This is a genomic window from Flavobacterium algoris (assembly GCF_048158525.1).
GTDB classification, from domain to species: Bacteria; Bacteroidota; Bacteroidia; order Flavobacteriales; family Flavobacteriaceae; genus Flavobacterium; species Flavobacterium algoris.
Window position 1 is genome coordinate 18,311 of sequence record NZ_JBLNKT010000027.1, and the last position, 23,828, is coordinate 42,138.

At 34.3% G+C, this 23,828-nt stretch carries 28 protein-coding genes; 18 read left to right on the forward strand and 10 right to left on the reverse strand.

Annotated elements, in window-relative coordinates; translation table 11 throughout:
• Positions 1-15 precede the first annotated feature (15 nt).
• Positions 16-591 (reverse strand): pseudouridine synthase, encoded by a 576-nt coding sequence (locus ACM55I_RS12940; protein WP_416847242.1) that lies wholly within the window; start codon positions 589-591, stop codon positions 16-18.
• 170 nt (positions 592-761) lie between these two features.
• Here ACM55I_RS12940 and ACM55I_RS12945 point away from each other — a divergent pair, with 170 nt between their 5' ends.
• Positions 762-1,127 carry a hypothetical protein gene (locus tag ACM55I_RS12945; RefSeq protein WP_416847243.1) on the forward strand — a complete coding sequence of 122 codons (366 nt, stop codon included), beginning with the start codon at positions 762-764 and terminating at the stop codon, positions 1,125-1,127.
• A gap of 33 nt (positions 1,128-1,160) precedes the next feature.
• On the opposite strand, the gene ACM55I_RS12950 is transcribed toward ACM55I_RS12945, so the two are convergent.
• Positions 1,161-1,802, reverse strand: coding sequence for a Pr6Pr family membrane protein (locus tag ACM55I_RS12950; protein WP_416847245.1), 642 nt, complete (start codon positions 1,800-1,802; stop codon positions 1,161-1,163).
• 137 nt (positions 1,803-1,939) lie between these two features.
• Between ACM55I_RS12950 and ACM55I_RS12955 the strand changes: the two genes are divergently transcribed.
• The 4 genes from ACM55I_RS12955 to ACM55I_RS12970 all read left to right on the forward strand — a co-directional run bounded on the left by ACM55I_RS12955 (position 1,940) and on the right by ACM55I_RS12970 (position 4,961).
• A complete protein-coding gene (locus ACM55I_RS12955; protein WP_416847247.1) occupies positions 1,940-3,319 on the forward strand; it encodes a DNA recombination protein RmuC in 1,380 nt (459 codons plus the stop codon).
• Positions 3,316-3,681, forward strand: coding sequence for a 6-phosphogluconate dehydrogenase (locus ACM55I_RS12960; protein ID WP_416837474.1), 366 nt, complete (start codon positions 3,316-3,318; stop codon positions 3,679-3,681). Before ACM55I_RS12955 ends, ACM55I_RS12960 begins: the two co-directional genes overlap by 4 nt.
• A 5-nt stretch (positions 3,682-3,686) precedes the next feature.
• Positions 3,687-4,235 carry an acyl-CoA thioesterase gene (locus ACM55I_RS12965; RefSeq protein ID WP_416847248.1) on the forward strand — a complete coding sequence of 183 codons (549 nt, stop codon included), beginning with the start codon at positions 3,687-3,689 and terminating at the stop codon, positions 4,233-4,235.
• Between the two features lie 186 nt (positions 4,236-4,421).
• A complete protein-coding gene (locus ACM55I_RS12970; RefSeq protein ID WP_416847249.1) occupies positions 4,422-4,961 on the forward strand; it encodes a YceI family protein in 540 nt (179 codons plus the stop codon).
• Positions 4,962-4,963: 2 nt separating this feature from the next.
• Here the strand turns inward: ACM55I_RS12970 and ACM55I_RS12975 are convergent, their stop codons facing one another.
• On the reverse strand, positions 4,964-5,878 hold the full coding sequence (locus ACM55I_RS12975; RefSeq protein WP_416847250.1) for a TIGR01777 family oxidoreductase: 915 nt from the start codon (positions 5,876-5,878) through the stop codon (positions 4,964-4,966).
• Positions 5,879-5,997: 119 nt separating this feature from the next.
• Here ACM55I_RS12975 and ACM55I_RS12980 point away from each other — a divergent pair, with 119 nt between their 5' ends.
• The 9 genes from ACM55I_RS12980 (at position 5,998) to ACM55I_RS13020 (ending at position 14,308) form a co-directional block, all read left to right on the forward strand.
• Positions 5,998-6,657 carry a TetR family transcriptional regulator C-terminal domain-containing protein gene (locus ACM55I_RS12980; protein ID WP_416847251.1) on the forward strand — a complete coding sequence of 220 codons (660 nt, stop codon included), beginning with the start codon at positions 5,998-6,000 and terminating at the stop codon, positions 6,655-6,657.
• Positions 6,657-7,964 carry an ABC1 kinase family protein gene (locus tag ACM55I_RS12985; protein ID WP_416847253.1) on the forward strand — a complete coding sequence of 436 codons (1,308 nt, stop codon included), beginning with the start codon at positions 6,657-6,659 and terminating at the stop codon, positions 7,962-7,964. Before ACM55I_RS12980 ends, ACM55I_RS12985 begins: the two co-directional genes overlap by 1 nt.
• Complete coding sequence (locus tag ACM55I_RS12990; RefSeq protein WP_416847254.1) at positions 7,964-8,098, forward strand: DUF2256 domain-containing protein; 135 nt, start codon at positions 7,964-7,966, stop codon at positions 8,096-8,098. The genes ACM55I_RS12985 and ACM55I_RS12990 overlap by 1 nt, the downstream gene beginning before the upstream one ends.
• Positions 8,074-9,378 (forward strand): DASH family cryptochrome, encoded by a 1,305-nt coding sequence (locus tag ACM55I_RS12995; protein ID WP_416847255.1) that lies wholly within the window; start codon positions 8,074-8,076, stop codon positions 9,376-9,378. Before ACM55I_RS12990 ends, ACM55I_RS12995 begins: the two co-directional genes overlap by 25 nt.
• Before the next feature lie 7 nt (positions 9,379-9,385).
• Positions 9,386-10,870: a cryptochrome/deoxyribodipyrimidine photo-lyase family protein gene (locus ACM55I_RS13000; protein WP_416847256.1), complete on the forward strand. Its 1,485-nt coding sequence runs from the start codon at positions 9,386-9,388 to the stop codon at positions 10,868-10,870.
• 56 nt (positions 10,871-10,926) lie between these two features.
• On the forward strand, positions 10,927-11,208 hold the full coding sequence (locus tag ACM55I_RS13005; protein ID WP_416847286.1) for a TIGR03643 family protein: 282 nt from the start codon (positions 10,927-10,929) through the stop codon (positions 11,206-11,208).
• Between the two features lie 41 nt (positions 11,209-11,249).
• Positions 11,250-11,933 (forward strand): SDR family NAD(P)-dependent oxidoreductase, encoded by a 684-nt coding sequence (locus ACM55I_RS13010; RefSeq protein ID WP_416847257.1) that lies wholly within the window; start codon positions 11,250-11,252, stop codon positions 11,931-11,933.
• Positions 11,934-12,093: 160 nt separating this feature from the next.
• Positions 12,094-12,705 (forward strand): GTP cyclohydrolase I FolE, encoded by a 612-nt coding sequence (gene folE, locus ACM55I_RS13015; RefSeq protein ID WP_416847258.1) that lies wholly within the window; start codon positions 12,094-12,096, stop codon positions 12,703-12,705.
• 184 nt (positions 12,706-12,889) lie between these two features.
• The gene (locus ACM55I_RS13020) at positions 12,890-14,308 is read left to right on the forward strand and encodes an SDR family oxidoreductase (protein ID WP_416847259.1); all 1,419 of its coding nucleotides are present in this window, start codon (positions 12,890-12,892) and stop codon (positions 14,306-14,308) included.
• Between the two features lie 83 nt (positions 14,309-14,391).
• Here ACM55I_RS13020 and ACM55I_RS13025 read toward each other — a convergent pair whose 3' ends face one another.
• From ACM55I_RS13025 to ACM55I_RS13055, 7 genes are all read right to left on the reverse strand, one after another.
• Positions 14,392-15,687: a cryptochrome/photolyase family protein gene (locus ACM55I_RS13025; protein WP_416847261.1), complete on the reverse strand. Its 1,296-nt coding sequence runs from the start codon at positions 15,685-15,687 to the stop codon at positions 14,392-14,394.
• Positions 15,687-16,148 carry an SRPBCC family protein gene (locus ACM55I_RS13030; protein WP_416847262.1) on the reverse strand — a complete coding sequence of 154 codons (462 nt, stop codon included), beginning with the start codon at positions 16,146-16,148 and terminating at the stop codon, positions 15,687-15,689. The genes ACM55I_RS13025 and ACM55I_RS13030 overlap by 1 nt, the downstream gene beginning before the upstream one ends.
• A gap of 162 nt (positions 16,149-16,310) precedes the next feature.
• Complete coding sequence (locus ACM55I_RS13035; RefSeq protein ID WP_416847263.1) at positions 16,311-16,751, reverse strand: sterol desaturase family protein; 441 nt, start codon at positions 16,749-16,751, stop codon at positions 16,311-16,313.
• A 36-nt stretch (positions 16,752-16,787) separates the two neighbouring features.
• A complete protein-coding gene (locus tag ACM55I_RS13040) occupies positions 16,788-17,627 on the reverse strand; it encodes a phytoene/squalene synthase family protein (protein ID WP_416847264.1) in 840 nt (279 codons plus the stop codon).
• Positions 17,628-17,629: 2 nt separating this feature from the next.
• The gene (locus ACM55I_RS13045) at positions 17,630-19,099 is read right to left on the reverse strand and encodes a phytoene desaturase family protein (RefSeq protein WP_416847265.1); all 1,470 of its coding nucleotides are present in this window, start codon (positions 19,097-19,099) and stop codon (positions 17,630-17,632) included.
• Between the two features lie 36 nt (positions 19,100-19,135).
• Positions 19,136-20,032 (reverse strand): MerR family transcriptional regulator, encoded by an 897-nt coding sequence (locus ACM55I_RS13050; RefSeq protein WP_416847267.1) that lies wholly within the window; start codon positions 20,030-20,032, stop codon positions 19,136-19,138.
• Positions 20,033-20,106: 74 nt separating this feature from the next.
• Positions 20,107-21,069 carry an ion channel gene (locus ACM55I_RS13055; protein WP_416847268.1) on the reverse strand — a complete coding sequence of 321 codons (963 nt, stop codon included), beginning with the start codon at positions 21,067-21,069 and terminating at the stop codon, positions 20,107-20,109.
• 285 nt (positions 21,070-21,354) lie between these two features.
• On the opposite strand from ACM55I_RS13055, the gene ACM55I_RS13060 reads away from it, so the two are divergent.
• The 4 genes from ACM55I_RS13060 to ACM55I_RS13075 all read left to right on the forward strand — a co-directional run bounded on the left by ACM55I_RS13060 (position 21,355) and on the right by ACM55I_RS13075 (position 23,759).
• Positions 21,355-21,990 carry a phosphoribosyltransferase gene (locus ACM55I_RS13060; RefSeq protein WP_416847269.1) on the forward strand — a complete coding sequence of 212 codons (636 nt, stop codon included), beginning with the start codon at positions 21,355-21,357 and terminating at the stop codon, positions 21,988-21,990.
• 42 nt (positions 21,991-22,032) lie between these two features.
• A complete protein-coding gene (locus tag ACM55I_RS13065; protein WP_416847271.1) occupies positions 22,033-22,677 on the forward strand; it encodes a dienelactone hydrolase family protein in 645 nt (214 codons plus the stop codon).
• Between the two features lie 159 nt (positions 22,678-22,836).
• Positions 22,837-23,247 carry a hypothetical protein gene (locus ACM55I_RS13070; protein WP_416847272.1) on the forward strand — a complete coding sequence of 137 codons (411 nt, stop codon included), beginning with the start codon at positions 22,837-22,839 and terminating at the stop codon, positions 23,245-23,247.
• A gap of 74 nt (positions 23,248-23,321) precedes the next feature.
• Entirely contained in the window at positions 23,322-23,759 is a 438-nt protein-coding gene (locus ACM55I_RS13075) for a VOC family protein (protein WP_416847273.1), read from the forward strand.
• Positions 23,760-23,828: the final 69 nt, after the last annotated feature.

Consider the following 23,828-nt stretch of genomic DNA (forward strand, 5'->3'; position numbering starts at 1 on the left):
AAAAATCCAAATCCTTTAAATTTCTATTTGAAACGCTTCAACTTCCAAAACTGCTCCAGCCTGCAAATCATTGAGATGTACGTTTCCTATTCGAACACGGACCAAGCGCAACGTGGGGAAACCAACAGCGGCAGTCATTTTCCTGACTTGGCGAAACTTCCCTTCATTCACCGTTATCGAAGCCCAAGACGTAGGACCGTGGCGTTCATCCCGTATCTTTTTTCCTCTGGTTCCAAAAGCAGGAATTTCGTTTATCAAGAATGCTTTACACTGTTTCGTGATGTATTTGGTGCCGTTAAAACCTATTTCAACCCCTTTTTGCAATTGTTCAATGGCTTGCTGATGAATAATGCCATCAACTTGGACATAATATTCTTTGTCGACTTTTTTACTTCGAATGATTTCGCTCATCATCCCGTCCGTAGTCAACAGCAATAATCCTTCAGAATCTTCGTCAAGACGGCCTATTGCCATCGTTCCTTTGGGGAAATCGTGCAATTCTCCCAGCAGTTTCTTTTTTCTTTTTAATTCGTAAATAAACTGACTCAGATACCCGTAAGGTTTATGAATGATGAAATGAGAATGAGCCATTTTAGTGTATAAGTTGTGCGTGCAAAGATAGTTTTGTTTTCGCGGGATTTAAAATAGTGTCGCCATACATTTATTGGTGTAAACCAAAAGCTATGTTAAATTATTGAATTCCTTACGATTAAAGACGTAATATTATATAAGTAAACCGTATTCACTTTAAATTAAATATTATGGAAAGCAACGATTTAGGTTCAAAAAAAACAAATAACAAACAAAATATAAACGAAGGATTTAGCGGGCAGAATCTAGCCAAAAATACGAATCCTGAGGTTTCCCATTTAAAATCAGAGGTAGAAACCGACAATCATGGAAACCAAAAAATTGTTCAAAGAGCGCGTAACATAGACGGAACCTTGGAACAAAATGAGGATAACACTCCTGAAAATTTAAGTTCAGATATTGCGAATGTTTCTGAAGAACAAGCTAAAAAAATGGTAGAAAATAAAGATCACAACTCGGATATCATTCCAAACCGATATCCTAATGAGCATCCGGATAATAAGGAAGACAGAGGAAATATAAAACTGAATGAGTAAGAATTTATTTTGTTTAAAAAGGCCAATACGAATCTAATTCCTATTGGCCTTTTTTATTTTCCCAATACCAATTAGTAAAGTTCCAAAAAAAAGAAAAGCCAATACCATAAAAAAGCTATTAAGTAATACTTTGCCATAGCCCAAAAGAACCACATCGACAAACGGATATGGGTAAAAACTAAAAAAAGCGCCCCGAATTAAAGTGTAGACTAAATATACTGCCGGAAAAATTAACCACGGAAAGATGTTTTTGAATTCTAAAGTTTTTTTAGGAACAAATAGAATCCAATATGCTAAAACCAGAATTGGAACAACCAAATGCAATAACTCATCCGCTATTTTTTGATAACCCGTTGGAGCCCATAAAAATCTAAGAATTGCATTGTAAACAAGTCCTACAATCGTGATGTACAACGTAATTGCGGTTGTGTTTTTGGGTTTCGAAAAAAATAAACCCCATTTGGATTTTGGCTTGAGCCAAAGAAAACTAAAGCATATTGCAACCAAAATATTCGTTTGAATCGTAAAAAAACTAAAAAACCGAACCATCGTTTCCGGAAGTGAAGCCACACGATTCAAAATGATAAGATACAATTGCAACACAACAGCAAACCAACCTACAATAGCAATAATTGCAAAAAAACTAGAATTCAATTTTAAAGATTTATCCTGCATGATTTTAAAGTATAAATTAATTGACAATTAGATTTACTTATCTATGATATGCTAAAACTTGAGATAGTATTTTTGATTTCCGAAAGGAAAGTAAGGAAACTTTTGTTTATTTTTACAAACTTACAAAAAGAAATTCTATGTCAAATATGCTTCCGTTTTTATTGCTTTTCACCGTTGCTCTCGCTATTGGTATTTTCATTGGCAAACTCATTTTCTCCGCCCGATTCCAATCGGAAAAAATTAGTTTAGAAGAAAAGCTGATTGCATTTTCCTCACAATTCAACCAACTGAAAGAGCAGATTATTGTTGATAAAACAACTTTTGAAAAACAATTAGAAAACGCCAATGGGGAGAAAGAAAGCATTCGAAGCGAAAAAGACAGTTTAGCCATTCAGCTTTCTAAGAAAGAAGTTGATTTTGAGAATCTTTGGGAACGCAACAAAGAGCAAAAAGAAGAAGTCGAGAAACTACAGGAAAAATTCACCAAGGAATTTGAAAATCTCGCCAACAAAATATTAGAAGAAAAGTCCAATAAATTTACGGAGCAGAACAAGGAAAATATGAAAAATATCTTGACGCCTTTGCAGGATAAAATTCAATTGTTCGAAAAGAAAGTCGAAGACACGCACAAAGAAAGTATTGATTATCATGCGGCTTTGCGCCAACAAATTCTAGGCTTACGAGAAATGAATATCCAAATGAGCAAGGAAACCATCAACCTGACGAAAGCTTTGAAAGGCGACAGCAAAATGCAGGGAAATTGGGGCGAATTAGTTCTGGAACGCGTTCTTGAAAAATCAGGATTAGAGAAAGGCCGTGAATACGAAGTGCAACAAGCGTTCACTACAGAAGATGGCAATCGCGTTTTCCCAGACGTTGTCATCAATCTGCCAGACGGCAAAAAAATGATTGTCGATTCTAAAGTTTCTTTGACTGCTTATGAAAAATACATCAATGAGGAAGATGACGATGTAAAAGTTGGATTTTTAAAAGAACACGTTAACTCCATCAAACGCCACGTAGAACAATTGGGCAATAAAAATTATCAGGATCTATATCAAATAGAAAGCCCTGATTTCGTATTGTTATTTATTCCGATAGAGCCGGCTTTTGCCATGGCGCTTAATGAAGATACGAGTTTATACAACAAAGCATTCGAGAAAAACATTGTTATTGTTACTCCAGCCACGCTTCTGGCTACTTTACGAACTATTGACAGCATGTGGACGAACCAAAAGCAACAGGAAAACGCTTTGGAAATTGCGCGTCAGGCTGGTGCATTGTATGACAAATTTGAAGGTTTTGTAGCTGATTTAATCAAAATAGGAAAGAAGATAGATGAAAGCAAAATTGAATACAGTGGCGCCATGAATAAACTGGTGGAAGGAAAAGGAAACCTGATTGTAAGTGTCGAGAAATTGAAAAAAATGGGAGCCAAAGCGAAAAAAGCACTTCCGGAAAGTATCTTGAACAGAGCAGAAAAAGACGAAAATCAATTATTAAACGAAACAAAATGAAACGAATTTTAGGAATTATTTTAGGAATCGGCACGCTGGTCTTGATTTGTTATTTTGCATTTCTCTATTACGTTCCTTACAGTGAAGGTATTCGTTCCGGTGAACTCATAAAATTGAGTCATAAAGGAATGGCCATAAAAACATGGGAAGGCGAATTAAGTCAGGGAATTTCCGGAGCACAGATTTTTAGTTTTTCTGTTTTGGACAGTGACAAAAAAGTGATCGAAGATTTGAAAGGGCTTCAAGGAAATTATGTGAAATTAACTTACGTAGAAAGATACCGAACCTTTGCCTGGTGGGGAGAAACGAGATATTTTGTTACCTCCGTCCAAAAAGAGACGTCCCCTTTTAATCAAAAATAATTTTTATGAACACTACTTTTAAAACTGTCACTTCGTCCAATATCAGTATTTCGGAATTGATGCTGCCCTCTCACACCAATTTTAGCGGAAAAATTCATGGTGGCTATATTTTGTCCCTATTAGATCAGATTGCGTTTGCTTGTGCTTCAAAATTTTCAGGCAATTATTGTGTGACCGCGTCAGTGGATACGGTAAATTTCCTTAAACCAATTGAAGTAGGCGAACTGGTTACGATGAAGGCCTGTGTGAATTATGTTGGTAACAGTTCTATGATTATAGGCATTCGGGTTGAGGCCGAAAATATTCAAACAGGAAAAATAAAACATTGTAATTCTTCTTATTTTACTATGGTTGCAAAAGACAAGGAAGGCAAAAGTGTTCTGGTTCCCGGTTTAATCTTATCCAACCATAATGAAGTACGCCGTTTTTGCAATTGCATCAAACAAATAGCCTTAAAAAAAGAAAAAGACCTACACGAAGAAGAGTTTGATTATAGTTCTCCTGAATCGCTGGCAAGTCTTAAAAAGTATAACGTGCAGTTAGAGTTACATTAATTATTTCAGCCTGATTTTTCAACTAAAATCAATGGATTTAAGATTTGAAAAAATCTAAACATAAGACAACTTCATATTCATATAAACGGCTTAAATAAGCTTATATTAATGTGATAATTTATCATTAATCGTAAACTTATTTCCTTGAAATTTCGTAACTTTAAGTAGTTTAATTCATAAAAGGCGATGAAAAAAATTACGCTCCTTTTCCTGATTTTTATAGCTACTACTACTATTGCACAAGAAAAAATGACGACAGATAAAGGAATCATTAATTTTGAAGCTTCAGTACCTTTCTTTGAAGAAGTAAAGGCAATAAATAAAAAAACATCCTGTGTTTTGATGACCAAAACAGGGGAAATAACCTGTTTAGCCATCATCAAAAATTTTCAATTTGAAAGAAGTTTGATGGAAGAACATTTTAATGCTAATTACATGCAGAGTCATCGATATCCTAAAGCCATTTTCAAAGGCAGAATTGAGAAATTTGATTTGAAAAATATTGATTCAAATGCGAATGAATATCAAATTATAGGAAAAATCACTATGCATGGAAAATCAAAAAAAATCATTGTTACCGGTTTAATCAAAAAAGGAACTCAAGGAATCGAATTGAGTACTAATTTTTCTTTAAATACTGACGATTTCAAAATCGAAATTCCTTTTATCGTACGCAGTAAAGTATCCAAAAACGTGAATACTCAGCTTTATTGTGTTTTACAATAAAGCTATTTAATTAAACAATTCTTAAGAGCTTCGTCCAAGTTTTTGTATTTAAATTGAAATCCTAATTTTTCCAGTTTTTCTGATGACACTCTTCTTCCATATAACACAATTTTAGACATCTCACCCAATACAAATTTTAACAAAAATTCGGGGATATTGGGCAACCAAATAGAATAACCTAAAACTCGCGCCAATGTTTTAGAAAAAATTATATTGTTCGTATTGTCGGTTACGGCTGCATTATAAGGTCCATTCATTTTCTCATTTACAACAGCCTCAAGATATACATGACACAAATCATCGACATGTATCCACGGCATATATTGTTTACCAGAGCCCAATACTGAACCCAAACGATACTTAAATACAGGAATCAGTTTCTTTAAAAAACCATCATTTTTTCCTAATACTAATCCCGTTCGGATTTTTACCGTACGAATATGCAAGTTTTCAATAAAATCTATTGCATTTTCCCATTTTTGACACGTAGCACCCAGAAAGTCATGAGCCAAAGGTGTATCTTCTGTACAAATCTCTTCTCCGTTCACAGCGCCATAAATCCCAACTGCTGAAGCCGAAATAAAGGCATCCAGTTTTTTATTGTTTTTTTTCAAAACAGAATAAATCAATTGTGTTGACTTTTCTCTACTGTCTATAATAGCTAATTTGCGTTTAACAGTCCATCTTTTTTCAGCGATATTTTCACCCGCTAAATGGATTATGTAATCTGCATTTAGTACTGACGCTTCATCAATAGTTTGATTGAAAACATCCCATTTAAAATAAGAAATATCGGTTGTGTTTTTTTTATCACTTCGACTCAATATAGAAACTGAGAATCCTTTCTCAATTAATAAATCAGTTAAGTGTTTACCGATAAATCCTGAACCTCCGCTTATTAATATATTTTTTTTCATAACAAAACAAATCTAGTCATTTTGAGTCATATAAACATTAACGTTAATTTTTGTTTAACATTATTAGATTTTGATTAAACATTCACTATCTTTATACTCTAATTTGAAATACATTAAAAATGGCTACTAAAAAATCAACAATAACAAGAGAAAAAATAGTTTCTATGTATATGGATTATACATTGGAAAATAATGACAAACCGAAATCTGTGTATGATTTTACAAAGATGAATAACTTTACGGAAGCTGAATTTTACAATTTTTTCGGAACTATCGAAAGTGTGGAGAAAGAAGTTTTCAAAATGTTTCTAGAAAAAACGGTCGAATTACTTCAAAAGGACCAAGACTATGAAACCTATGATATGAAAAGTAAAATGCTGAGTTTTTACTTTACTTTCTTTGAATTATTGTCTGCTAACAGAAGTTATGTGACCATGAGCTTGAAACAGCATCACAATGAGTTGAAAAATTTAATACTGCTATCCAGTTTGAGAAGCAGTTTCAAAAACTATGTCGTAGGAATCATTTCAGATGAATACCGAATCAAGCAGGAAAAATTTCAAAATTTTCAGGAAAAAGCAGTTCAGGAAACGTCATGGATACAACTTTTATTAACCTTGAAATTTTGGTTGGAAGACTCCTCTCCTGCTTTCGAGAAAACTGACCTATATATAGAGAAGTCAATAAAAGCCACATTTGAATTGATGAATATCACTCCTCTAGATAGCCTAATAGACTTTGGAAAATTTATTTTTAAAGAAAAAATACACAATAAATAATGAAAACCATAGACTACATCCCTACGTCAAAAATTGAAAGAGCAACCAAACTGGTGCAAACTGGAGCAAAAGTTGGTGTAAATTATCTCAAATATTACGGCGAAAAAATGGTCAATTCTGATTTGACTCGCGACAAACTCAATGAAGATAACGCAGAAGACATTTACGATGGACTAAAAAGTTTGAAAGGAAGCGCACTAAAAGTAGCGCAAATGCTAAGTATGGACAAAAGCTTTTTACCTCAGGCTTATGTAGAAAAATTTTCGCTTTCTCAATTTTCTGTCCCACCTCTTTCAGCTCCACTGGTATTGAAAACCTTTAAGACAAATTTTGGCAAAACGCCTTATGAGATTTTTGATGAGTTCAATGCGAATTCCGTTAATGCAGCTAGTATCGGACAAGTTCATGTTGCGGTAAAAGACGGTAAAAAGCTGGCTGTAAAAATCCAATATCCTGGCGTAGCGAATAGCATTTCTTCTGATTTAGCGATGGTAAAACCAATAGCAATCAGAATGTTTAACCTTCAAGGAAAAGATTCTGATAAATATTTCAAGGAAGTCGAAGATAAGCTAATCGAGGAAACTGATTATTTATTGGAACTAAAACAAAGCCAAGAGGTTGTTAAAGCGTGCAAAAAAATTAAAAATCTGGTTTTCCCAAATTACTATCCTGCCTATTCTTCGGAGAAAATTATCACAATGGACTGGATGACGGGAATTCATCTTTCTGAGTTCACTAAGAAAAATACCGATCAGGAAGCTGCCAATAGTATTGGTCAGGCTTTATGGGATTTCTACATGTATCAAATACATATTTTGAAAAAAGTACACGCTGATCCACACCCAGGTAATTTCTTGGTCAACGACAAAAACCAATTAGTGGCATTGGATTTTGGTTGTATGAAACAAATTCCTAATGCCTTCTATAATCCTTATTTCGAATTAATAAATAAAGAAGTGATTGATAACAAGAAACTTTTTAATGAAAAATTATTCGAATTGGAAATTCTTAGAGCGGATGATTCCAAAGAAGAAGTGGAATATTTTACTCAAATGTTTTACGATTTGTTATCGCTTTTCACCAAACCCTTTCAAACCGAAAATTTTGATTTCTCTGACGCCGCCTTTTTTGAAAGCATCGCACAATTGGGCGAACGATTTTCAAAAGACACTAATCTTAGAAAAATGAACGGAAATAGAGGTTCCAAACATTTCATCTATATGAACAGAACCTTTTTTGGCTTATATAATTTGATGTTCGATTTAAAAGCCACTATCGTCGTTAATCAATATCAGAAATACAACTAGTGAAAAAAGAGAACCTGCCTTCAAAAATGTGTTTGGTTTGTAACCGACCTTTTAGTTGGCGGAAAAAATGGAAAAAAGTTTGGGATGAAGTCAAATATTGTAGCGAAAAATGCAAAAGAAACAAAAAGGGTTAGTTTGGTTTAGAAATGATTTGAGAGTTAATGATAATGAATCTTTAACGAATGCCGTATTAGAAAATGATACCGTACTTGCTGTGTATTGTTTTGATCCAAGGCATTTTGAGCAAAGCAGATTTGGTTTTAAGAAAACAGAGAAGTTCCGAGCTCAATTCCAAATTGAATCGGTAATGGCATTGAAAGAAAATCTGGAAAAATTAAATATTCCACTTTTGGTTTATCACCAAAAACCAGAAGATTCTATTCCGGAAATTATAGCTCAACATGAAATCAATACTGTTTACTTCCAAGAAGAATGGACTAGTGAAGAAATGGAAGTTTTAGAAAATATAAAATTAAAAGTTCCGGATTTAATATCGTTCAAAAGCACTTACAATCAGTTCTTATTTCATCCAGCAACTATTCCGTTTGACATTCCATCGATTCCAAATGTTTTTACACAATTCAGGAATGAGTGTGAAAAATCAATAAAAGTTAGACCTGAATTTACAGTTCAACCACTTTCTCCAGAAAATTTGATACTAGATAAAACAGTAATTCCTACGATGGAAACATTGGGATTTGCTGATTTTGAAATGGATTCCAGAACCGCGTTTCCTTTTTGTGGCGGTGAAAATGAAGCACTGAAACGAATGAAAAATTATTATTGGGAAACCAAAAAACTAAGCGTTTATAAATTGACTCGCAACGGATTGATTGGAGCTGATTTTAGTTCAAAATTTTCTCCTTGGTTGGCTAATGGCTCTATTTCGGCGAAAACAATTTATTGGGAAATTATTAAATACGAGCAAGAAGTCGAGAAAAATGATTCCACGTATTGGTTGTTTTTCGAGTTAATTTGGAGGGATTATTTTAAATATGTTTCGATGAAAAACGGGAACTCTATTTTTAAAATTGGAGGGATTTTAGATAAAAATTACGATTGGAAAAATAATCAGTCCGCTATAAACTACTGGATCAACGGGAATACACAAGAGCCTTTTGTAAATGCTAATATGATTGAATTGCAACAAACAGGCTGGATGAGCAATCGTGGAAGGCAAAATGTAGCCTCTTATTTTGCTAAGAATTTACTTTTAGACTGGCGCATAGGAGCCGCTTATTTTGAAGCCATGCTTATTGATTACGATGTGCACAGCAATTACGGGAATTGGATGTATGTTTCAGGAGTTGGCAACGACCCAAGAGATCGAAAATTCAATATTAAGTTACAGGCCGAGAATTATGACGGACAATCAAAATTCCAGAAATTATGGTTGCAACAACAATTATTTTAAAAATTAAATGAATACAAACAAGAAACATATCAATGTGGTTTGGTTTAAAAGGGACCTTCGTTTACAGGATAACGAAGCAATTTTCAATGCTACAAAAACAGATACACCCACTTTGTTGCTTTATGTATTCGAAAAGTCTTTAGAAAACGATTCGCATTACAGTCCAAGACATTGGAATTTCATCAAGCAATCGCTTGTAGATATCAACAAACAACTGGAACAATCGAATACACATGTTTTAGCGGTGTCCTCAGAGCTGCTGCAAGTATTCAATACCCTACAAGAAATATATAAAATAGATACCGTTTTTTCGCATCAGGAAACGGGTTTAAAAATCACTTACGAAAGAGATAAAACCTTCAAACGTTTTTGCAAAAACAATCAAATAAATTGGGTTGAAAATACCAATAACGGTATTTTCCGAGCGTTGAAAAACAGAACAGATTGGGTTTCAAACTGGGAAAAATACATGAATGAACCACAATTTATTTTTGATTCGAAAGCAGTAAATTTCCTCGATACGGAAGCAATAACCCAACTTGAAAAAGCATTGGAAAAGACAAATTTAGAAACTTTTCCGGATACAATTTTTCAAAAAGGTGGCAGTACAATGGCTGGAAAATATTTGCAAAACTTCTTTGAAGAGCGCTATCAAAATTACAGTTCGCATATTTCAAAGCCTTTATTGGCTCGAAAAAGTTGCAGCAGATTATCCCCTTATATCGCTTGGGGAAATGTATCCTCCAGACAAGTTTTGCAAAAAGCAGCCACTTTCAGATTGACATGCAGCCATAAAAAGCAAATTGATTCATTTATATCCAGATTGACTTGGCAGGCACATTTCATTCAAAAATTTGAAATGGAAGAAATCATGGAGTTTGAAAGTGTCAACAAAGGCTTCCATTCGTTGAAAAAGAAAGTTAATGAAAACTATATTGAAGCTTGGAAAACTGGACAAACAGGATTTCCATTAATTGACGCTTCTATGCGTTGCTTGAACGAAACGGGCTATTTGAACTTTAGAATGCGTGCGATGTTAGTGTCGTTTTTTACGCATAATTTATGGCAGCCTTGGCAGGAGGCGACACAACATTTATCACAAATGTTTCTGGACTTTGAACCTGGAATTCATTTTCCGCAGTTGCAAATGCAGGCTGGTGAAACCGGAATCAATATGTTGCGCATTTATAATCCAATAAAAAATAGTTACGAACACGATCCTGATGGTGAATTTATAAAAAAATGGGTTCCGGAATTGCGCAATTTGCCTCGTGCATTTGTACATGAACCCTATAAAATGACCTATCTAGACCAGAAGTTTAATGATTTCGAAATAGGAATTACTTACCCAAAACCAATTGTAAATATGGAACGAACGAGAAAATTTGCTAGTGATTTATTATGGAAAATGAAAAAAAATCCATTGGTAAAAGAGGAAAGTTCGCGTATCTTAAAGTTACACACTATGGCTGATATTGGCGACAGCGAATAATTTTTCAATAGCAATTTCAAAAAATGAATAGCAATCTCAATTAAAAAAATATCGTGATTACAAAAAAAGAACTTACTGATTTAGATAAAGACCGAATCATAGAAATGGCTTGGGAAGACCGAACCACTTTTGATTCGATTTTAATGCAATTTGGATTAAAAGAACAAGAAGTTATCGACCTGATGCGCACCGAAATGAAACCTTCCAGTTTTAGAATGTGGCGTGAACGGGTTCAAGGACGCAAAACAAAACATGAAAAATTAAGAGATTTTCGAGAAGGTAGGTTTAAGTGTACGATGCAAAGACAAATTAACAATAACAAGATTTCCAAACGATAAAAACATTGGACAGTAATCTGTTAAAACAACAACCTATAAAAATGAAAAATATAGTAATCATTGGTGGTAGTAAAGGAATTGGTAGTGCCATTTTGCTACAACAATTAGAGACAAACATGGTGTACAACATCAGCCGAAACGCTCCAGATATCACACATCCTAATCTGAAACACTTTTCTGCAGATGTATTGCAGGATTCGCTACCGGAAATAGAAACTATTGATGCCCTGATTTATTGTCCGGGTTCTATCAACTTGAAACCCATAGGAAGTCTTACCATAGATGATTTCAGGAAAGATTTTGAAATTAATGTCATTGGCGCTGTAAAAGCCATTCAAAAATATTTACCTGTTTTAAAAAAGGGAACGAATCCATCGATTGTTTTGTTTAGCACGGTAGCAGCAAAATTAGGAATGCCGTTTCATGCTAGTATAGCTACAGCAAAAGCAGGAGTTGAAGGATTAGTAAAATCATTGGGAGCAGAATTGGCTTCGATAGTACGCATCAATGCTATAGCTCCCACGATTACCGAAACGGGACTTTCGGCAGGTATTTTGCGAAATGATCGAATGAAAGAAAATATGGTGGAACGCCACCCGATGAAAGGCTATTTAAAACCGGAAGAAGTCGCTCACATGGCTGACTTCCTGATTTCGGAAAATGCGAAATCAATTTCCGGTCAAGTATTCGAGATGGATTACGGAATAGTGACTTTTAAAATCTAAAGACGTTGTCATTTATCATCTAGAAAATAAGTTTTTAAACCATTAAGGAATTAAGTTTATTTAGAAAGAGCACTTAACTTTTCTTAATCCCTTAATGGTTTACAAAAAAAAACATCCAATAAAATAATTAGCCAAACTTAAAATTGAAATACAGCATACCATGATAAAAGAAATGAAAAGTTACGAGAAAATTGAACAATACGACACGGAAATAACAGGATTTTTAGCTGATAATTATAGAGTAATCATTGAAAATTTAGGAGAAGACGTTAACAGAGAAGGTCTTGAAAAAACACCGGAACGTGTCGCCAAAGCTATGCAATATTTAACGCATGGTTACGGACTGGATCCTTTGGAAATACTAAAATCAGCTATGTTTACAGAAGACCATAAACAAATGATTGTGGTAAAAGACATCGAAGTATACTCCATGTGTGAACACCATATGTTACCATTTTTTGGCAAAGCACACGTGGCTTATATTCCAAACGGTAAAATTGTAGGTTTAAGTAAAATCCCAAGAGTCGTGGATGCTTTTGCAAGAAGAATGCAAGTACAGGAACGATTGACGGACCAGATTAAAAATTGTATTCAGGAGGCTTTGAATCCACTTGGTGTTGCGGTTGTGATTGAAGCGCAACACATGTGCATGCAAATGCGAGGAATTCAAAAACAAAACTCGGTTACCACAACTTCTTCTTTTACCGGTGCTTTCGAAAAAGACAAAACCAGAAAAGAATTTATCAGCTTAGTTTCTAATAAACTGAGTTAATTTTAATTACTTATTTGTTCATTCGAAATGTTTTTTATTGATAAAATAGAACACGGATTACACGGATTAAACAGAATGTCATCGATATTTTGATTGATTTGAAATTAGAGTTAATTCGTGTAATTCGTGGCAAAAAAAATTTAAGTATTATTTCGAACCAGTATAATTGTTTAAATACAAGACCATGAAAATTCTCTTAACTGGCGCAACAGGTTATATTGGGAAACGCCTTTTGACTCTATTGGTAGAGCAAGGACACGACATAATTTGTTGTGTGAGAGATAAAAACAGGTTTTATTGTCCTGTCGAATTTCAAAAAAGTGTTACGGTAATTGAAGTCGATTTTCTCAAACAAGAAACATTGACAGCCATCCCAGACACAATTGATGCTGCTTATTATTTGATTCATTCCATGTCGGGATCCGCTGCTAATTTTGATGAACTAGAAAGCATATCGGCACTTAATTTTGTACAACGTTTGAATGAAACCCAAGTAAAACAAGTTATTTACTTGAGTGGAATCGTAAATGACAAATCCCTTTCGAAACATTTATCCTCGAGAAAAAAAGTAGAAGAAATTTTAAATATTGGAACTTTTGCCACGACAACTTTAAGAGCTGGAATTATTGTGGGTTCCGGCAGTGCATCATTCGAAATCATTCGGGATTTAGTGAACAAACTTCCCATAATGATTACTCCAAAGTGGCTCAATACCAAGTGCCAACCCATTGCAATTCCAGATGTTCTCGATTTTTTATCCAAATCATTATTGAATCCGCTTACTTACAATCAGAGTTTTGATATTGGCGGACCGGACATTTTAACGTACAAAGAAATGCTTTTGGGTTTTGCGGAAGCCAAAAAACTAAAGCGATGGATATTTACTGTCCCAATAATGACCCCAAAATTGTCCTCATATTGGTTGTATTTTGTAACCTCAACATCGTATAGACTTGCGTCAGCGCTGGTCAGCAGCATGAAAGTCGAAGTCGTTTGTAGCGATAACAGAATCAATACGCTACTGAATGTTACGCCTATGTCCTACAAGCAAGCGCTTTCCCGTGCTTTGATAAAAGTAGACGAAGACAAAGTAGCTTCGAGCTGGAAGGATTCCTTAATCAGCGGTCGTTTTAGCAGGAATATGTCGGAATATTTAAAGGTTCCAAAAAAGGATTGTTTTATCGACCGCCGTAAAATGGAAATCATAGACCGAGATTTTACCATCGGTAGAATTTGGTCCATCGGTGGTGATACGGGTTGGTATTATGGTGATTGGTTGTGGGATTTACGTGGTTTTATTGATAAATTATACGGTGGCGTGGGTTCCCGAAGAGGAAGAACGAACCGACATGATATTCATTCTGGGGATGCTTTGGATTTTTGGCGCGTTTTGTATGCCAATAAAGAAGAGGGAAAACTAATCTTATTTGCCGAAATGAAACTACCAGGTGAAGCTTGGCTCGAATTCAAAATTATCGGAAATACTTTGTATCAAGCGGCGACTTTTAGACCGAGAGGAATTTGGGGAAAATTATACTGGTATTCCGTTTTACCGTTTCATGGATTTATTTTCGAAGGAATGCTGAAGAAATTGATCCGTTAGTAAACAAATATCCTTTTCTATACCTGCTTGAAAAAGGAAAATAAAGATTGAACAAATTATGAATCTGTTCAATCTTTATCTTTTTACTTCAAAATTCCGGCTTTGTAAGTCGCAATCGCTCTGTCTCTAGCCATAGCATGTACTACCATTGGTTTTCCATATCCTAAATCGAATTCTTTGATCCATTTTCGAATGTAGATTCCTTTTTCATCGAATTTTTTTTGCTGAATCTCCGGATTGAAAACTCGGAAATAAGGAGCCGCATCACAACCGGTTCCTGCGGCCCATTGCCAGTTTCCAACATTAGCAGACAATTCGTAATCCAATAATTTTTGAGCAAAATAGGCTTCACCCCATTGCCATTGAATCAATAAATGCTTGCAGAGAAAACTCGCTACCACCATTCGGACTCTGTTGTGCATGTATCCTGTTTCATTGAGTTGACGCATTCCGGCATCCACCATAGGATATCCTGTTGTTCCCGAACACCAACGTTTAAAATCATCTTCATTATTACGCCACTGAATCCCATCATACGCTGATTTGAAGTTTTGTGTAACGACTTTTGGAAAACTAAATAATATTTGCATGAAAAATTCTCTCCAAATCAATTCACTCAAAAAGACATCATTTTTATGAAATGCCCAATTGACTAATTTCCTAATACTTACGGTTCCAAAACGCAGATGTGGTGAGAGATAAGAGGTTTTGTCCAACGCTGGAAAATCTCTTATATCCTGATAATTTGCAATGAATTTTAAATTGTGTGGCTTTACTTTTATTGGAGTTTCTTCGAAACCTATTTGTTCCAAAGATGGAAAAGCAAAACTTTTTTTATGGAAGTTAGAAAACATATCCGTGGCATCGTATTCTGAAACCGGAGCCATTGATTTGTATTTTTCTAGCCACTTATTTTTAAAAGGTGTATAAACGGTATACGGTAATCCATCAGCTTTTGTGATTTCTTTTTCTTCGAAAATAACTTGGTCTTTAAAAGAATAGGAAATGGTATTGTTTGCTTCTAATACTTCACAAATAATGGTGTCACGTTGTATGGCGTGCGGTTCGTAATCTTTGTTGAAGAAGACTTCCTTCACATCAAATTCTTCTAAAAGTGATTTCCAAACTTCAATAGTTTTTCCTTTTTTTACTAAAAGTGAACTTCCTATTTCTTGTAATTGAGTATTTATTTTAGAAAGTGATTCGTGAATGAAACCTACTCTGGCATCATTTTTTGGTAAACTATCTAAAATAGAATCATCAAAAATAAACAGCGGAATCACAGGAAATTTAGACTTCAAAGCATGAAATAATCCTACGTTATCTTCTAAACGTAAATCGCGTCTGAACCAAAAAAGTGCTATTTCTTGTTTGTCCATTATTTACCATTAAACATTTTATCAACCATAACACGTCTGTGATCAAAGATAGCTTTCAATTTATTTTTTACGACAAGTGTATTCATAATACGACCGATGAATCCCAAAGGCAACGCATAATGAACTAAATCAGTCATTTTTACTCCGTTTTCAGTAGCTTCGAAAAAATGCTTGTGATGCCACAGCGCATAAGGACCAAAACGTTGTTCGTCAATAAAATAACTATTCTCCTTTACGAATGTGATTTCGGTTACCCAAGGCAATTTCAATCCCAATAGCGGAGAGACTTTGTATTGTATTATTTGACCCGCGTACATGGATTTATTATCGAAATCAGTGATTTCAAAACCCATTGTTTCCGGTGTAATTTTTTGAAGATTACTTGGACTGGAAAAAAAAGCCCAACATTCTTCTAAACTTGCATTTACATGCTGAACTGTTTCTTTTTTATAGAGTTTCATCGGTGGTACTTGTTATTTTTAAACGGAAATTGAATTGAACTGCGGGTCGCGTGAGGGATGGCAGTGGAGCTCTTTTTATAGATGGCTTTTTTGCCAGCTATAAAAAAGCGGTAACGTACAGCCCGACCCGATTTTTCATCGGGTCACGCCCAAATAGAATTACTAGATTTTATAGTATTTGAAAGGCACAAATAACATTCCGAAACACTCGCCATGCTCTTTACCCAAATGTTTGTGATGCACTTTGTGTGCTTTTCGCAAGCCTATTACATACTTGTTGTTGGTGTTTTTGAACCACTTAAAGCGTTGATGGATAAAGACATCGTGAATCATGAAATAACAGAATCCGTAAAATGTGATTCCGAGTCCAATGAAAAACAAATAATTCATCCCTCCTTCTACTCCAAAGTAAAAAAGAACGATGCTGGGAATGGCAAAAATCACAAAGAAAACGTCGTTTCGCTCGAAAACATTAGCATATTTCGGCTGGTGATGATCGGCATGAAAATACCACATCAAACCGTGCATAATGTACTTATGTGTAAGCCAGGTCACACATTCCATAAAAAGGAAAACACCTAAAAAGATTAAAAAGGAAATCATTATTTTATTATTTATTTAAAAGAGTAAGCACTTTTTTCATACTAATTTCAACTTGTAAGTTACAAAAGATTGCGCCAGTAATCCCGCTTTGGTGTAATTAGAAACCCGAATTCTGGCATTCCCAATTTCATGACAAGGCGTGTTTTCTAGTTTTTTCAAGAGTTTTTTATAATATACAAATGCCGTGTAAACTCCAAATTTAGCTTCGATGGGCAGTTTCAGAATTCCTTGGTACGCGACATTAAAATCTTCCTGAATTTCCTTTATAATCATTTTTTTGGCATTTTCATCGAATGAATTCAAATCGACTCCAGGAAAATAATTTCGGTTCAAAACCAGATTATCGTCTTTCAAATCTCTCAAAAAATTAACTTTTTGGAAAGCAGAACCCAATCGCATCGCTTCGTCTTTCAACTGCTCGTATTTATGGTCTTTTCCGGCTACAAAAACTTTGAGACACATCAATCCAACCACATCAGCAGAGCCGTAAATATATTCTTCATATTCGGCTTTGCTATTATAATCTGATTTTACTAAATCCAATTTCATACTTTTCAAAAAAGCCTGAATCAAGTCATCAGTAATGTTGTATTTCTTAACCGTATGCTGAAAAGAGTTCAAAATTGGATTCAGACTTATCCCAGAATCATACGATTTATAATATTCTTTTTCGAAATCATTAATCAAATTTTCTTTATCGAAACCATGAAAGGAATCCACAATTTCATCGGCAAAACGAACAAAACCATAAATGCTGTATATCGCATCCCTAATGATTGGCGAAAGCATGTATACCGCCAATGAAAATGAAGTACTATAGTTTTTAGTAACTAGTTTACTGCATTTGAAAGACACATCATCGAATAATTGCTTCATACTTATTGCTCTAAAAATTGCTTATTTATTAATTCTGACACTAGTTTTCCTGAGATTAATGCGGGCGGAACTCCCGGTCCCGGAACGGTTAATTGTCCCGTGAAATATAGATTCTTTACTTTTTTACTTTTTAATTTCGGTCTTAAAAAAGCGGTCTGCAATAAAGTATTCGCCATTCCGTAGGCATTTCCTTTAAACGAATTGTATTCTGAAACAAAATCATTTTTACAAAAAGATTGCTTAAATATAATGTTATTTTTCACACTTTGTTTGGTTAAAGTTTCAAAACGATCCATTATTTTATTGAAATATTCTTCTCGTAATTCTTCGGTATCTGTAATTCCGGGTGCTAACGGAATGAGAAAAAAACCGGATTCCATTCCTTCGGGTGCAGCCGTTGTATCAGTCAACGAAGGAAAGTTTGCATAAAACAAAGGCTGTTTTGGCCACTGCGGTTCATCATAAATATCCTTTGCATGCTGATAAAAATCAACATCAAAAAACAAAGCGTGATGCGATATGTTTTCTATTTTTTTATCAAACCCAACGTAAAACAACAATGATGAAGGCGCAAAAACACGACTTTCCCAATATTTCTCGGAGTACGCGCGATGTTCTTTATCCAGCAATGTTTCGGTGTGGTGATAATCTGCTCCACTCAAAATCAAATCGGACGCAATCGTTCCGCCATTTACAACTATCGCTTTTGCAACTTTATTTTCAACAATTATTTTTTCAATATTTGAATTTGTCTCAAACGTGACTCCTAATTCTATTGCTAAACTTTCCATTGCACGAACCACATCAAACATTCCTGTTTTAGGATGCCAAGTTCCAAGACCAAAATCGGCATAATTCATAAAACTATAGAACGATGGCGTATCCGATGGTTTTGCTCCAAGAAACAATACTGGAAATTCCAGAATTTGAATCAGCCTTTCATTCTTAAATTTCTTGCGTATCTCTTTACTGATGTTAGTAAAAAACTGTCCCATTTTCAAAGCGGTCTCCTTAGTTACCAATTCCAATGGAGAAACCCCGGGACGGTATACTAATTTTTTAATGGCAATGTCATAATTGCTTTTGGCCTCGGCCATAAATTCATTTAGTATTTTACCGCTTCCTTTTTCAATGGCTTCAAAAGCAAATATAATATCCGGTAAATTATCCGCAATTGCGATAAAATCATCTACAGCATAATACACTCGGTATGCTGGAGATAATTTTATAAGCTCATAATAATCCGTTGTTTTTTTGTCAAAATCGAAAAAAAAACGTTCAAATACATCCGGCATCCAATACCAGCTTGGTCCCATATCAAACGTAAATCCATCTTTTTTTAATTGTCTGGCTCTTCCGCCAATAGCAGCATTTTTCTCAAAAACGGTGACTTGATGGCCACTTTTTGCCAAATAACAGGAAGCAGCCAAAGCTGAAAATCCCGAACCTATAATTGTAATTTTTTTCTTCATTTGTTTAACAAATATACAAAAATATAAAACAAAATATCAAATTCGGTCTATTAATTCTGAAATGGAATCGAAAATTGATATTCTATCAGAAAGTTCTTCCTTATTAATGAATTCAACCAACCTGCCGGTAAACCATAACTCGGCGTTATCGTCTACCAATTCATCGGTCATTTTAGTCACATATTCATTTATGGAATCTCTATCAGGCTGAACGGTCAAGTAGGACACAAAAACAATCGAATTAAAATGTTTTTTTAAATCTTTCAAATTTTCAATAGGCATACTCTCTCCCAAGTAAATCGTTTTATATCCATTCAAAAGGATTTCATAATTCAAATACATCAATCCCAATTCATGTATCTCATTCAAAGGAAGTGACAAAACAAATACCTTATCAAATTTGGTTTGTTTCAAAACCTGCAATTTTTCAGTATTTACCAGTAGTTTTTGCTTAATTAAATAACTTACAAAATGCTCGTGTGCCGGAGTAATTGTATCAGACTGCCACAGCAATCCAAGTTCATTCATCAAAGGAATAAAAACTTGATGAAAGATTTCTTTAAACGATTTTTCGGCAATTAACCAATTATAGGTATTAAAAAAAAGCTCTTGATCAAAGTTCATCATTGCCATCTTAAAGGCACTGATAGCATGATTTTTGGCATTTTTTGTCGAAATAATTTCTCTTACAAGAGACGGTATTTTTTCTTGGGGATAAGTCGCAATTTTAGATATTTTATACCCATAATCATGCAACAAAGTAATATTCAAAAGCTTCTGCAAACTTGCCAAATCGTATAGTCGAATATTTGTATCCGTACGCATGGGTTGCAATATGTCATATCTTTTCTCCCAGATTCGTATGGTATGCGCTTTTATTCCAGAAAGATTTTCAAGATCCTTTATACTGAAAACGCTTTTTATATTGTTCATTGTTTAAGTTAATTTATTAAACAAATGTAAAATATTTTTCTCTATAAATTTGAAATAATCTGAAAACAATTATTTTATTCTAAAGTGACGCTGTTATAGGCATCCAATTTGTCTAAATTCAGGATTGTTTTAGAATTATCAGTGCTTCGGGCGTACATAGGCTCAAATTTTGCTCCATATACTACTTCATTAAACGTATATGAAGTTCTGATTGCAACCGTATTACTAAACATATCATCAAAGGTTTTGATGAAAACAAGAATTTCTCCATGAGTATTTTTAAAATCAGCTTCTGTAAAATTATAAAGTGGGCTGTTTTCAGTTATTGGGTGAACCAAAGTCCAACTTAAGGTTAAAGCATTTATTCTATCTAATTCTAATTCCAAAGAGTAGAAATTATTAGTCGTTATACCATTTTCTTCAATGCTCATTCCAAGAGTCATTTTGGCTTCAGCATCAGTGAAATTAGTATTTTTAAAAGGGGTAGTTCTAATCATTAAACCCTTGATTTCTCCATAAGGCGCAATCAATGCGTTATGGGAAAACTTTAAAAAAGCTGTGGGTTTACTAAATCGCCCGAAGAATAAACCCGTGGCAATAGCAAAACTTAACAAACCAATTAAGGCCTCAGCAGCCGAAACTAAACTCGTCATAAAACCGGTGGGACTAATATGTCCATAACCTACTGTAGTGAACGTTTGCGCACTAAAGAAATAAGCCTGTCCAAATTGTACCCAATCCGACCCGGAAGCATCAATCCCATCCAAATGTTCAATTCCAATGAGATAATAAACAAATGCGAATAAAAAATTCATACCAACATAAAACAGTAAAAGAATCAGCATAAATTTCCATCGTGGCATATTAATCATGGTATGATACCAACTAATCCGATGCAAAATATGCATGCCTTTCTTCTCTACATTTGCAGTTCCATTTTTATTTACAAAACGCCCTCCATAACTATTCGCATTAGTTCCAAAACCAGTATTCCTATCCGCTTTAGCCTTTACATTTATGTTTTTTAACAATGCCATTTTTTCTCCATTAGGTAAGAAGTAAAAATAGCAAAAATCCTTTTATAAAAACGATGTCCTTTTGTCTTTTAAAGACCCATTTTAATTTGATTGAAAATAATCTCACACCCTATCTTTTTTAAACTATAAAATGCAGTCTAAATTGATTTCTTCCTATTTAAATTATGAAATATTAAAAAAAAATCTTTTGAAAAAGAATAAAATAATTTTATCAAAATAAATCAAAGTAACTGAAAATCAGTACCTTTATGTCAAATTTTTTTATTTTATATAAAACGGAATGTTATGTATAACGAGATATTAAAAGACCGGATTGAAGCGGGATTATTGCTAGCTGAAAAATTAAAAACGTATCAGAATAGCAATTCAATAATTCTTGCCGTTCCCAGAGGTGGTGTTCCCATTGGTCATGAAATAGCAAAAAAATTGCATCTCCCCTTAGACATTGTACTTTCAAAAAAAATTGGACATCCCTATAATAAGGAGTTTGCTATAGGTGCCGTATCCCTGGATTCTATGATTATTAATGAGCATCCTGGTGTTTCCAATGTGTATATAGATGAAGAAATTACTCGTCTTCGAAAATTATTAAAGGAGAAATACCAACTCTACATGGGTAATAGAGAACCAATGGATATAAAAGGCAAAAACATAATTTTAGTAGATGACGGTATAGCAACAGGGAATACCTTGCTTGCCAGTATAAAAATGTTGCGAAAACAAAAACCTGCAAAAATTATCGTAGCCGTGCCTGTATTGCCATATGGTACCGTAGCTATATTTGAGAGCAATACTGATGAATTTATCTATCTAATTGCTTCAAAATCTTTTAGAGGAGTTGGAGGATTTTACGAAGAATTCGATCAAGTCGAAGATGAGGAAGTCGTTAAAATATTAAATGTTGCAAGCCCTATTGAATAGCATTACAAATCTACTATTGTTTATTTTTAAAAAAAATCAATTATGGAGAAATTAGATTTGGATATCCCTTTGTCATCTGTCACGTTGAAAGGGGATTTAATAATTCCTGAAAATGCAATTGGGATTATTGTTTTTTCACACGGAAGCGGCAGCAGTAGATTCAGTTCCCGAAACAGAATGGTCGCAGAACTGATTCAGCAACAAAAAATAGGCACATTCCTGTTTGACTTACTAACTGAAGAAGAAGATCGCATTTACGAAAACCGGTTTAATATCGATTTATTATCCATCCGACTGATAGAAACCACATTATGGCTTATGTCCAATAAAGGAGCAAAAAACCTACCCATAGGCTACTTTGGAGCCAGTACCGGAGCTGCATCAGCATTGCGGGCTGCAGCTCATTTTGGAAACAAAATAAAAGCAGTAGTTTCGAGAGGCGGTCGCCCTGATTTAGCCATAACCGAATTACCATTAGTAACCGCTCCTACATTACTAATTGTAGGCGGTGAAGATGTTCCAGTTATTGGGATGAATAAAATGGCTTATGATGAATTGGGGTCCATAAAAGAAATGAAAATAATTCCGGGAGCGACCCATTTATTCGAAGAGCCTGGAAAATTACAGGAAGTAGCTGATTTAGCGATTGTCTGGTACAAAAGATATTTGACAAAAAAAGACTGGTAAGAGCGTGAAATTTTGACCTATACTTTCCAATAATTACAGTCATTTATCATTGTTCTTTTGATTTAAAATTATCCTAAATATTTTTTTTATTTACTTAAATATAAAAACAGCTAAGCCGAAAACTGCATATTAAAAGAGTAGGCAAAAAAACGTATTATCATGAAAAAGACAATTACTTTTCTAATACTTTTCCTTTTTACGGTAAATGCATTTAGCCAGACAATACCAAATAATGAATTTTCTAAAGAATATTACTTGAAGAAAAGTAAAAACCAAAAAACCACAGGTTGGATTTTACTCTCTGGCGGAACTATTATGACAGTAGTAGGCGCAATTGGTTTTAGCGATAGCTGGTATAGTAATTCTAATGCAACAGCAGATGCCTATGGTTTTATTATGTTGGGAGGTGTTGTTTCTGGTTTGGGAAGCATTCCTTTTTTTATAATGTCTGGAAATAATGCTCGAAAAGCTGCAACTATTTCTTTAATTAACCAACCCGTTTTCAGCCCCATGCAAGGTTCATTAGTTCTAAATTCACAACCGGCACTATCTTTAAAAATCACTTTTTAATGATTGCTTATTCTTTTTTAAAAAACTATATGATCAATTAAAAAACAACAATCTAACATTTAAACATCTGTACTATGGCAACAGTAAATACGTATATCACCTATAATGGGAATTGCGAAGAAGCGTTTAATTTTTACAAATCAGTGTTTGGAGGTGAATTCTCTTATTTTGGAAGATTTAAAGATATGCCCATGCAAGAGGGCAAAACCTGTCCTCCCGGAGAAGCCGAAAAAATAATGCATGTTTCCTTACCCATTAGTAAAGAAACTGCTATATCAGGAAGTGACAGCTTCGAATCATTTGGAGCTAAAACTGTTTACGGAAATAATTTTTCGCTTGCTATCAATGCAGAAAGTAAAGAAGAAGCTGACAAACTGTTTAATGCACTTTCAGCGGGTGGAAAAGTAGGAATGCCAATGGAAGATGCATTTTGGGGGGGCTATTTTGGAACATTTACTGATAAATTTGGTGTGAATTGGATGATAGATTTTGAGAAAAACCAAGGAGAATGAAAATTATTTCATAACTCTTGTCCACAAAATCAAAGCATTAAATATTTTCAATTTTACAGCGTTGGAAAC

Bases quoted from the DNA above. Each gene is read 5' to 3' on its own strand.
- ACM55I_RS12940 (WP_416847242.1), bottom strand. From the start codon at position 591: ATGGCTCATTCTCATTTCATCATTCATAAACCTTACGGGTATCTGAGT.
- ACM55I_RS12945 (WP_416847243.1), top strand. From the start codon at position 762: ATGGAAAGCAACGATTTAGGTTCAAAAAAAACAAATAACAAACAAAAT.
- ACM55I_RS12950 (WP_416847245.1), bottom strand. From the start codon at position 1,802: ATGCAGGATAAATCTTTAAAATTGAATTCTAGTTTTTTTGCAATTATT.
- ACM55I_RS12955 (WP_416847247.1), top strand. From the start codon at position 1,940: ATGTCAAATATGCTTCCGTTTTTATTGCTTTTCACCGTTGCTCTCGCT.
- ACM55I_RS12960 (WP_416837474.1), top strand. From the start codon at position 3,316: ATGAAACGAATTTTAGGAATTATTTTAGGAATCGGCACGCTGGTCTTG.
- ACM55I_RS12965 (WP_416847248.1), top strand. From the start codon at position 3,687: ATGAACACTACTTTTAAAACTGTCACTTCGTCCAATATCAGTATTTCG.
- ACM55I_RS12970 (WP_416847249.1), top strand. From the start codon at position 4,422: ATGAAAAAAATTACGCTCCTTTTCCTGATTTTTATAGCTACTACTACT.
- ACM55I_RS12975 (WP_416847250.1), bottom strand. From the start codon at position 5,878: ATGAAAAAAAATATATTAATAAGCGGAGGTTCAGGATTTATCGGTAAA.
- ACM55I_RS12980 (WP_416847251.1), top strand. From the start codon at position 5,998: ATGGCTACTAAAAAATCAACAATAACAAGAGAAAAAATAGTTTCTATG.
- ACM55I_RS12985 (WP_416847253.1), top strand. From the start codon at position 6,657: ATGAAAACCATAGACTACATCCCTACGTCAAAAATTGAAAGAGCAACC.
- ACM55I_RS12995 (WP_416847255.1), top strand. From the start codon at position 8,074: ATGCAAAAGAAACAAAAAGGGTTAGTTTGGTTTAGAAATGATTTGAGA.
- ACM55I_RS13000 (WP_416847256.1), top strand. From the start codon at position 9,386: ATGAATACAAACAAGAAACATATCAATGTGGTTTGGTTTAAAAGGGAC.
- ACM55I_RS13010 (WP_416847257.1), top strand. From the start codon at position 11,250: ATGAAAAATATAGTAATCATTGGTGGTAGTAAAGGAATTGGTAGTGCC.
- folE (WP_416847258.1), top strand. From the start codon at position 12,094: ATGATAAAAGAAATGAAAAGTTACGAGAAAATTGAACAATACGACACG.
- ACM55I_RS13020 (WP_416847259.1), top strand. From the start codon at position 12,890: ATGAAAATTCTCTTAACTGGCGCAACAGGTTATATTGGGAAACGCCTT.
- ACM55I_RS13025 (WP_416847261.1), bottom strand. From the start codon at position 15,687: ATGGACAAACAAGAAATAGCACTTTTTTGGTTCAGACGCGATTTACGT.
- ACM55I_RS13030 (WP_416847262.1), bottom strand. From the start codon at position 16,148: ATGAAACTCTATAAAAAAGAAACAGTTCAGCATGTAAATGCAAGTTTA.
- ACM55I_RS13035 (WP_416847263.1), bottom strand. From the start codon at position 16,751: ATGATTTCCTTTTTAATCTTTTTAGGTGTTTTCCTTTTTATGGAATGT.
- ACM55I_RS13040 (WP_416847264.1), bottom strand. From the start codon at position 17,627: ATGAAGCAATTATTCGATGATGTGTCTTTCAAATGCAGTAAACTAGTT.
- ACM55I_RS13045 (WP_416847265.1), bottom strand. From the start codon at position 19,099: ATGAAGAAAAAAATTACAATTATAGGTTCGGGATTTTCAGCTTTGGCT.
- ACM55I_RS13050 (WP_416847267.1), bottom strand. From the start codon at position 20,032: ATGAACAATATAAAAAGCGTTTTCAGTATAAAGGATCTTGAAAATCTT.
- ACM55I_RS13055 (WP_416847268.1), bottom strand. From the start codon at position 21,069: ATGGCATTGTTAAAAAACATAAATGTAAAGGCTAAAGCGGATAGGAAT.
- ACM55I_RS13060 (WP_416847269.1), top strand. From the start codon at position 21,355: ATGTATAACGAGATATTAAAAGACCGGATTGAAGCGGGATTATTGCTA.
- ACM55I_RS13065 (WP_416847271.1), top strand. From the start codon at position 22,033: ATGGAGAAATTAGATTTGGATATCCCTTTGTCATCTGTCACGTTGAAA.
- ACM55I_RS13070 (WP_416847272.1), top strand. From the start codon at position 22,837: ATGAAAAAGACAATTACTTTTCTAATACTTTTCCTTTTTACGGTAAAT.
- ACM55I_RS13075 (WP_416847273.1), top strand. From the start codon at position 23,322: ATGGCAACAGTAAATACGTATATCACCTATAATGGGAATTGCGAAGAA.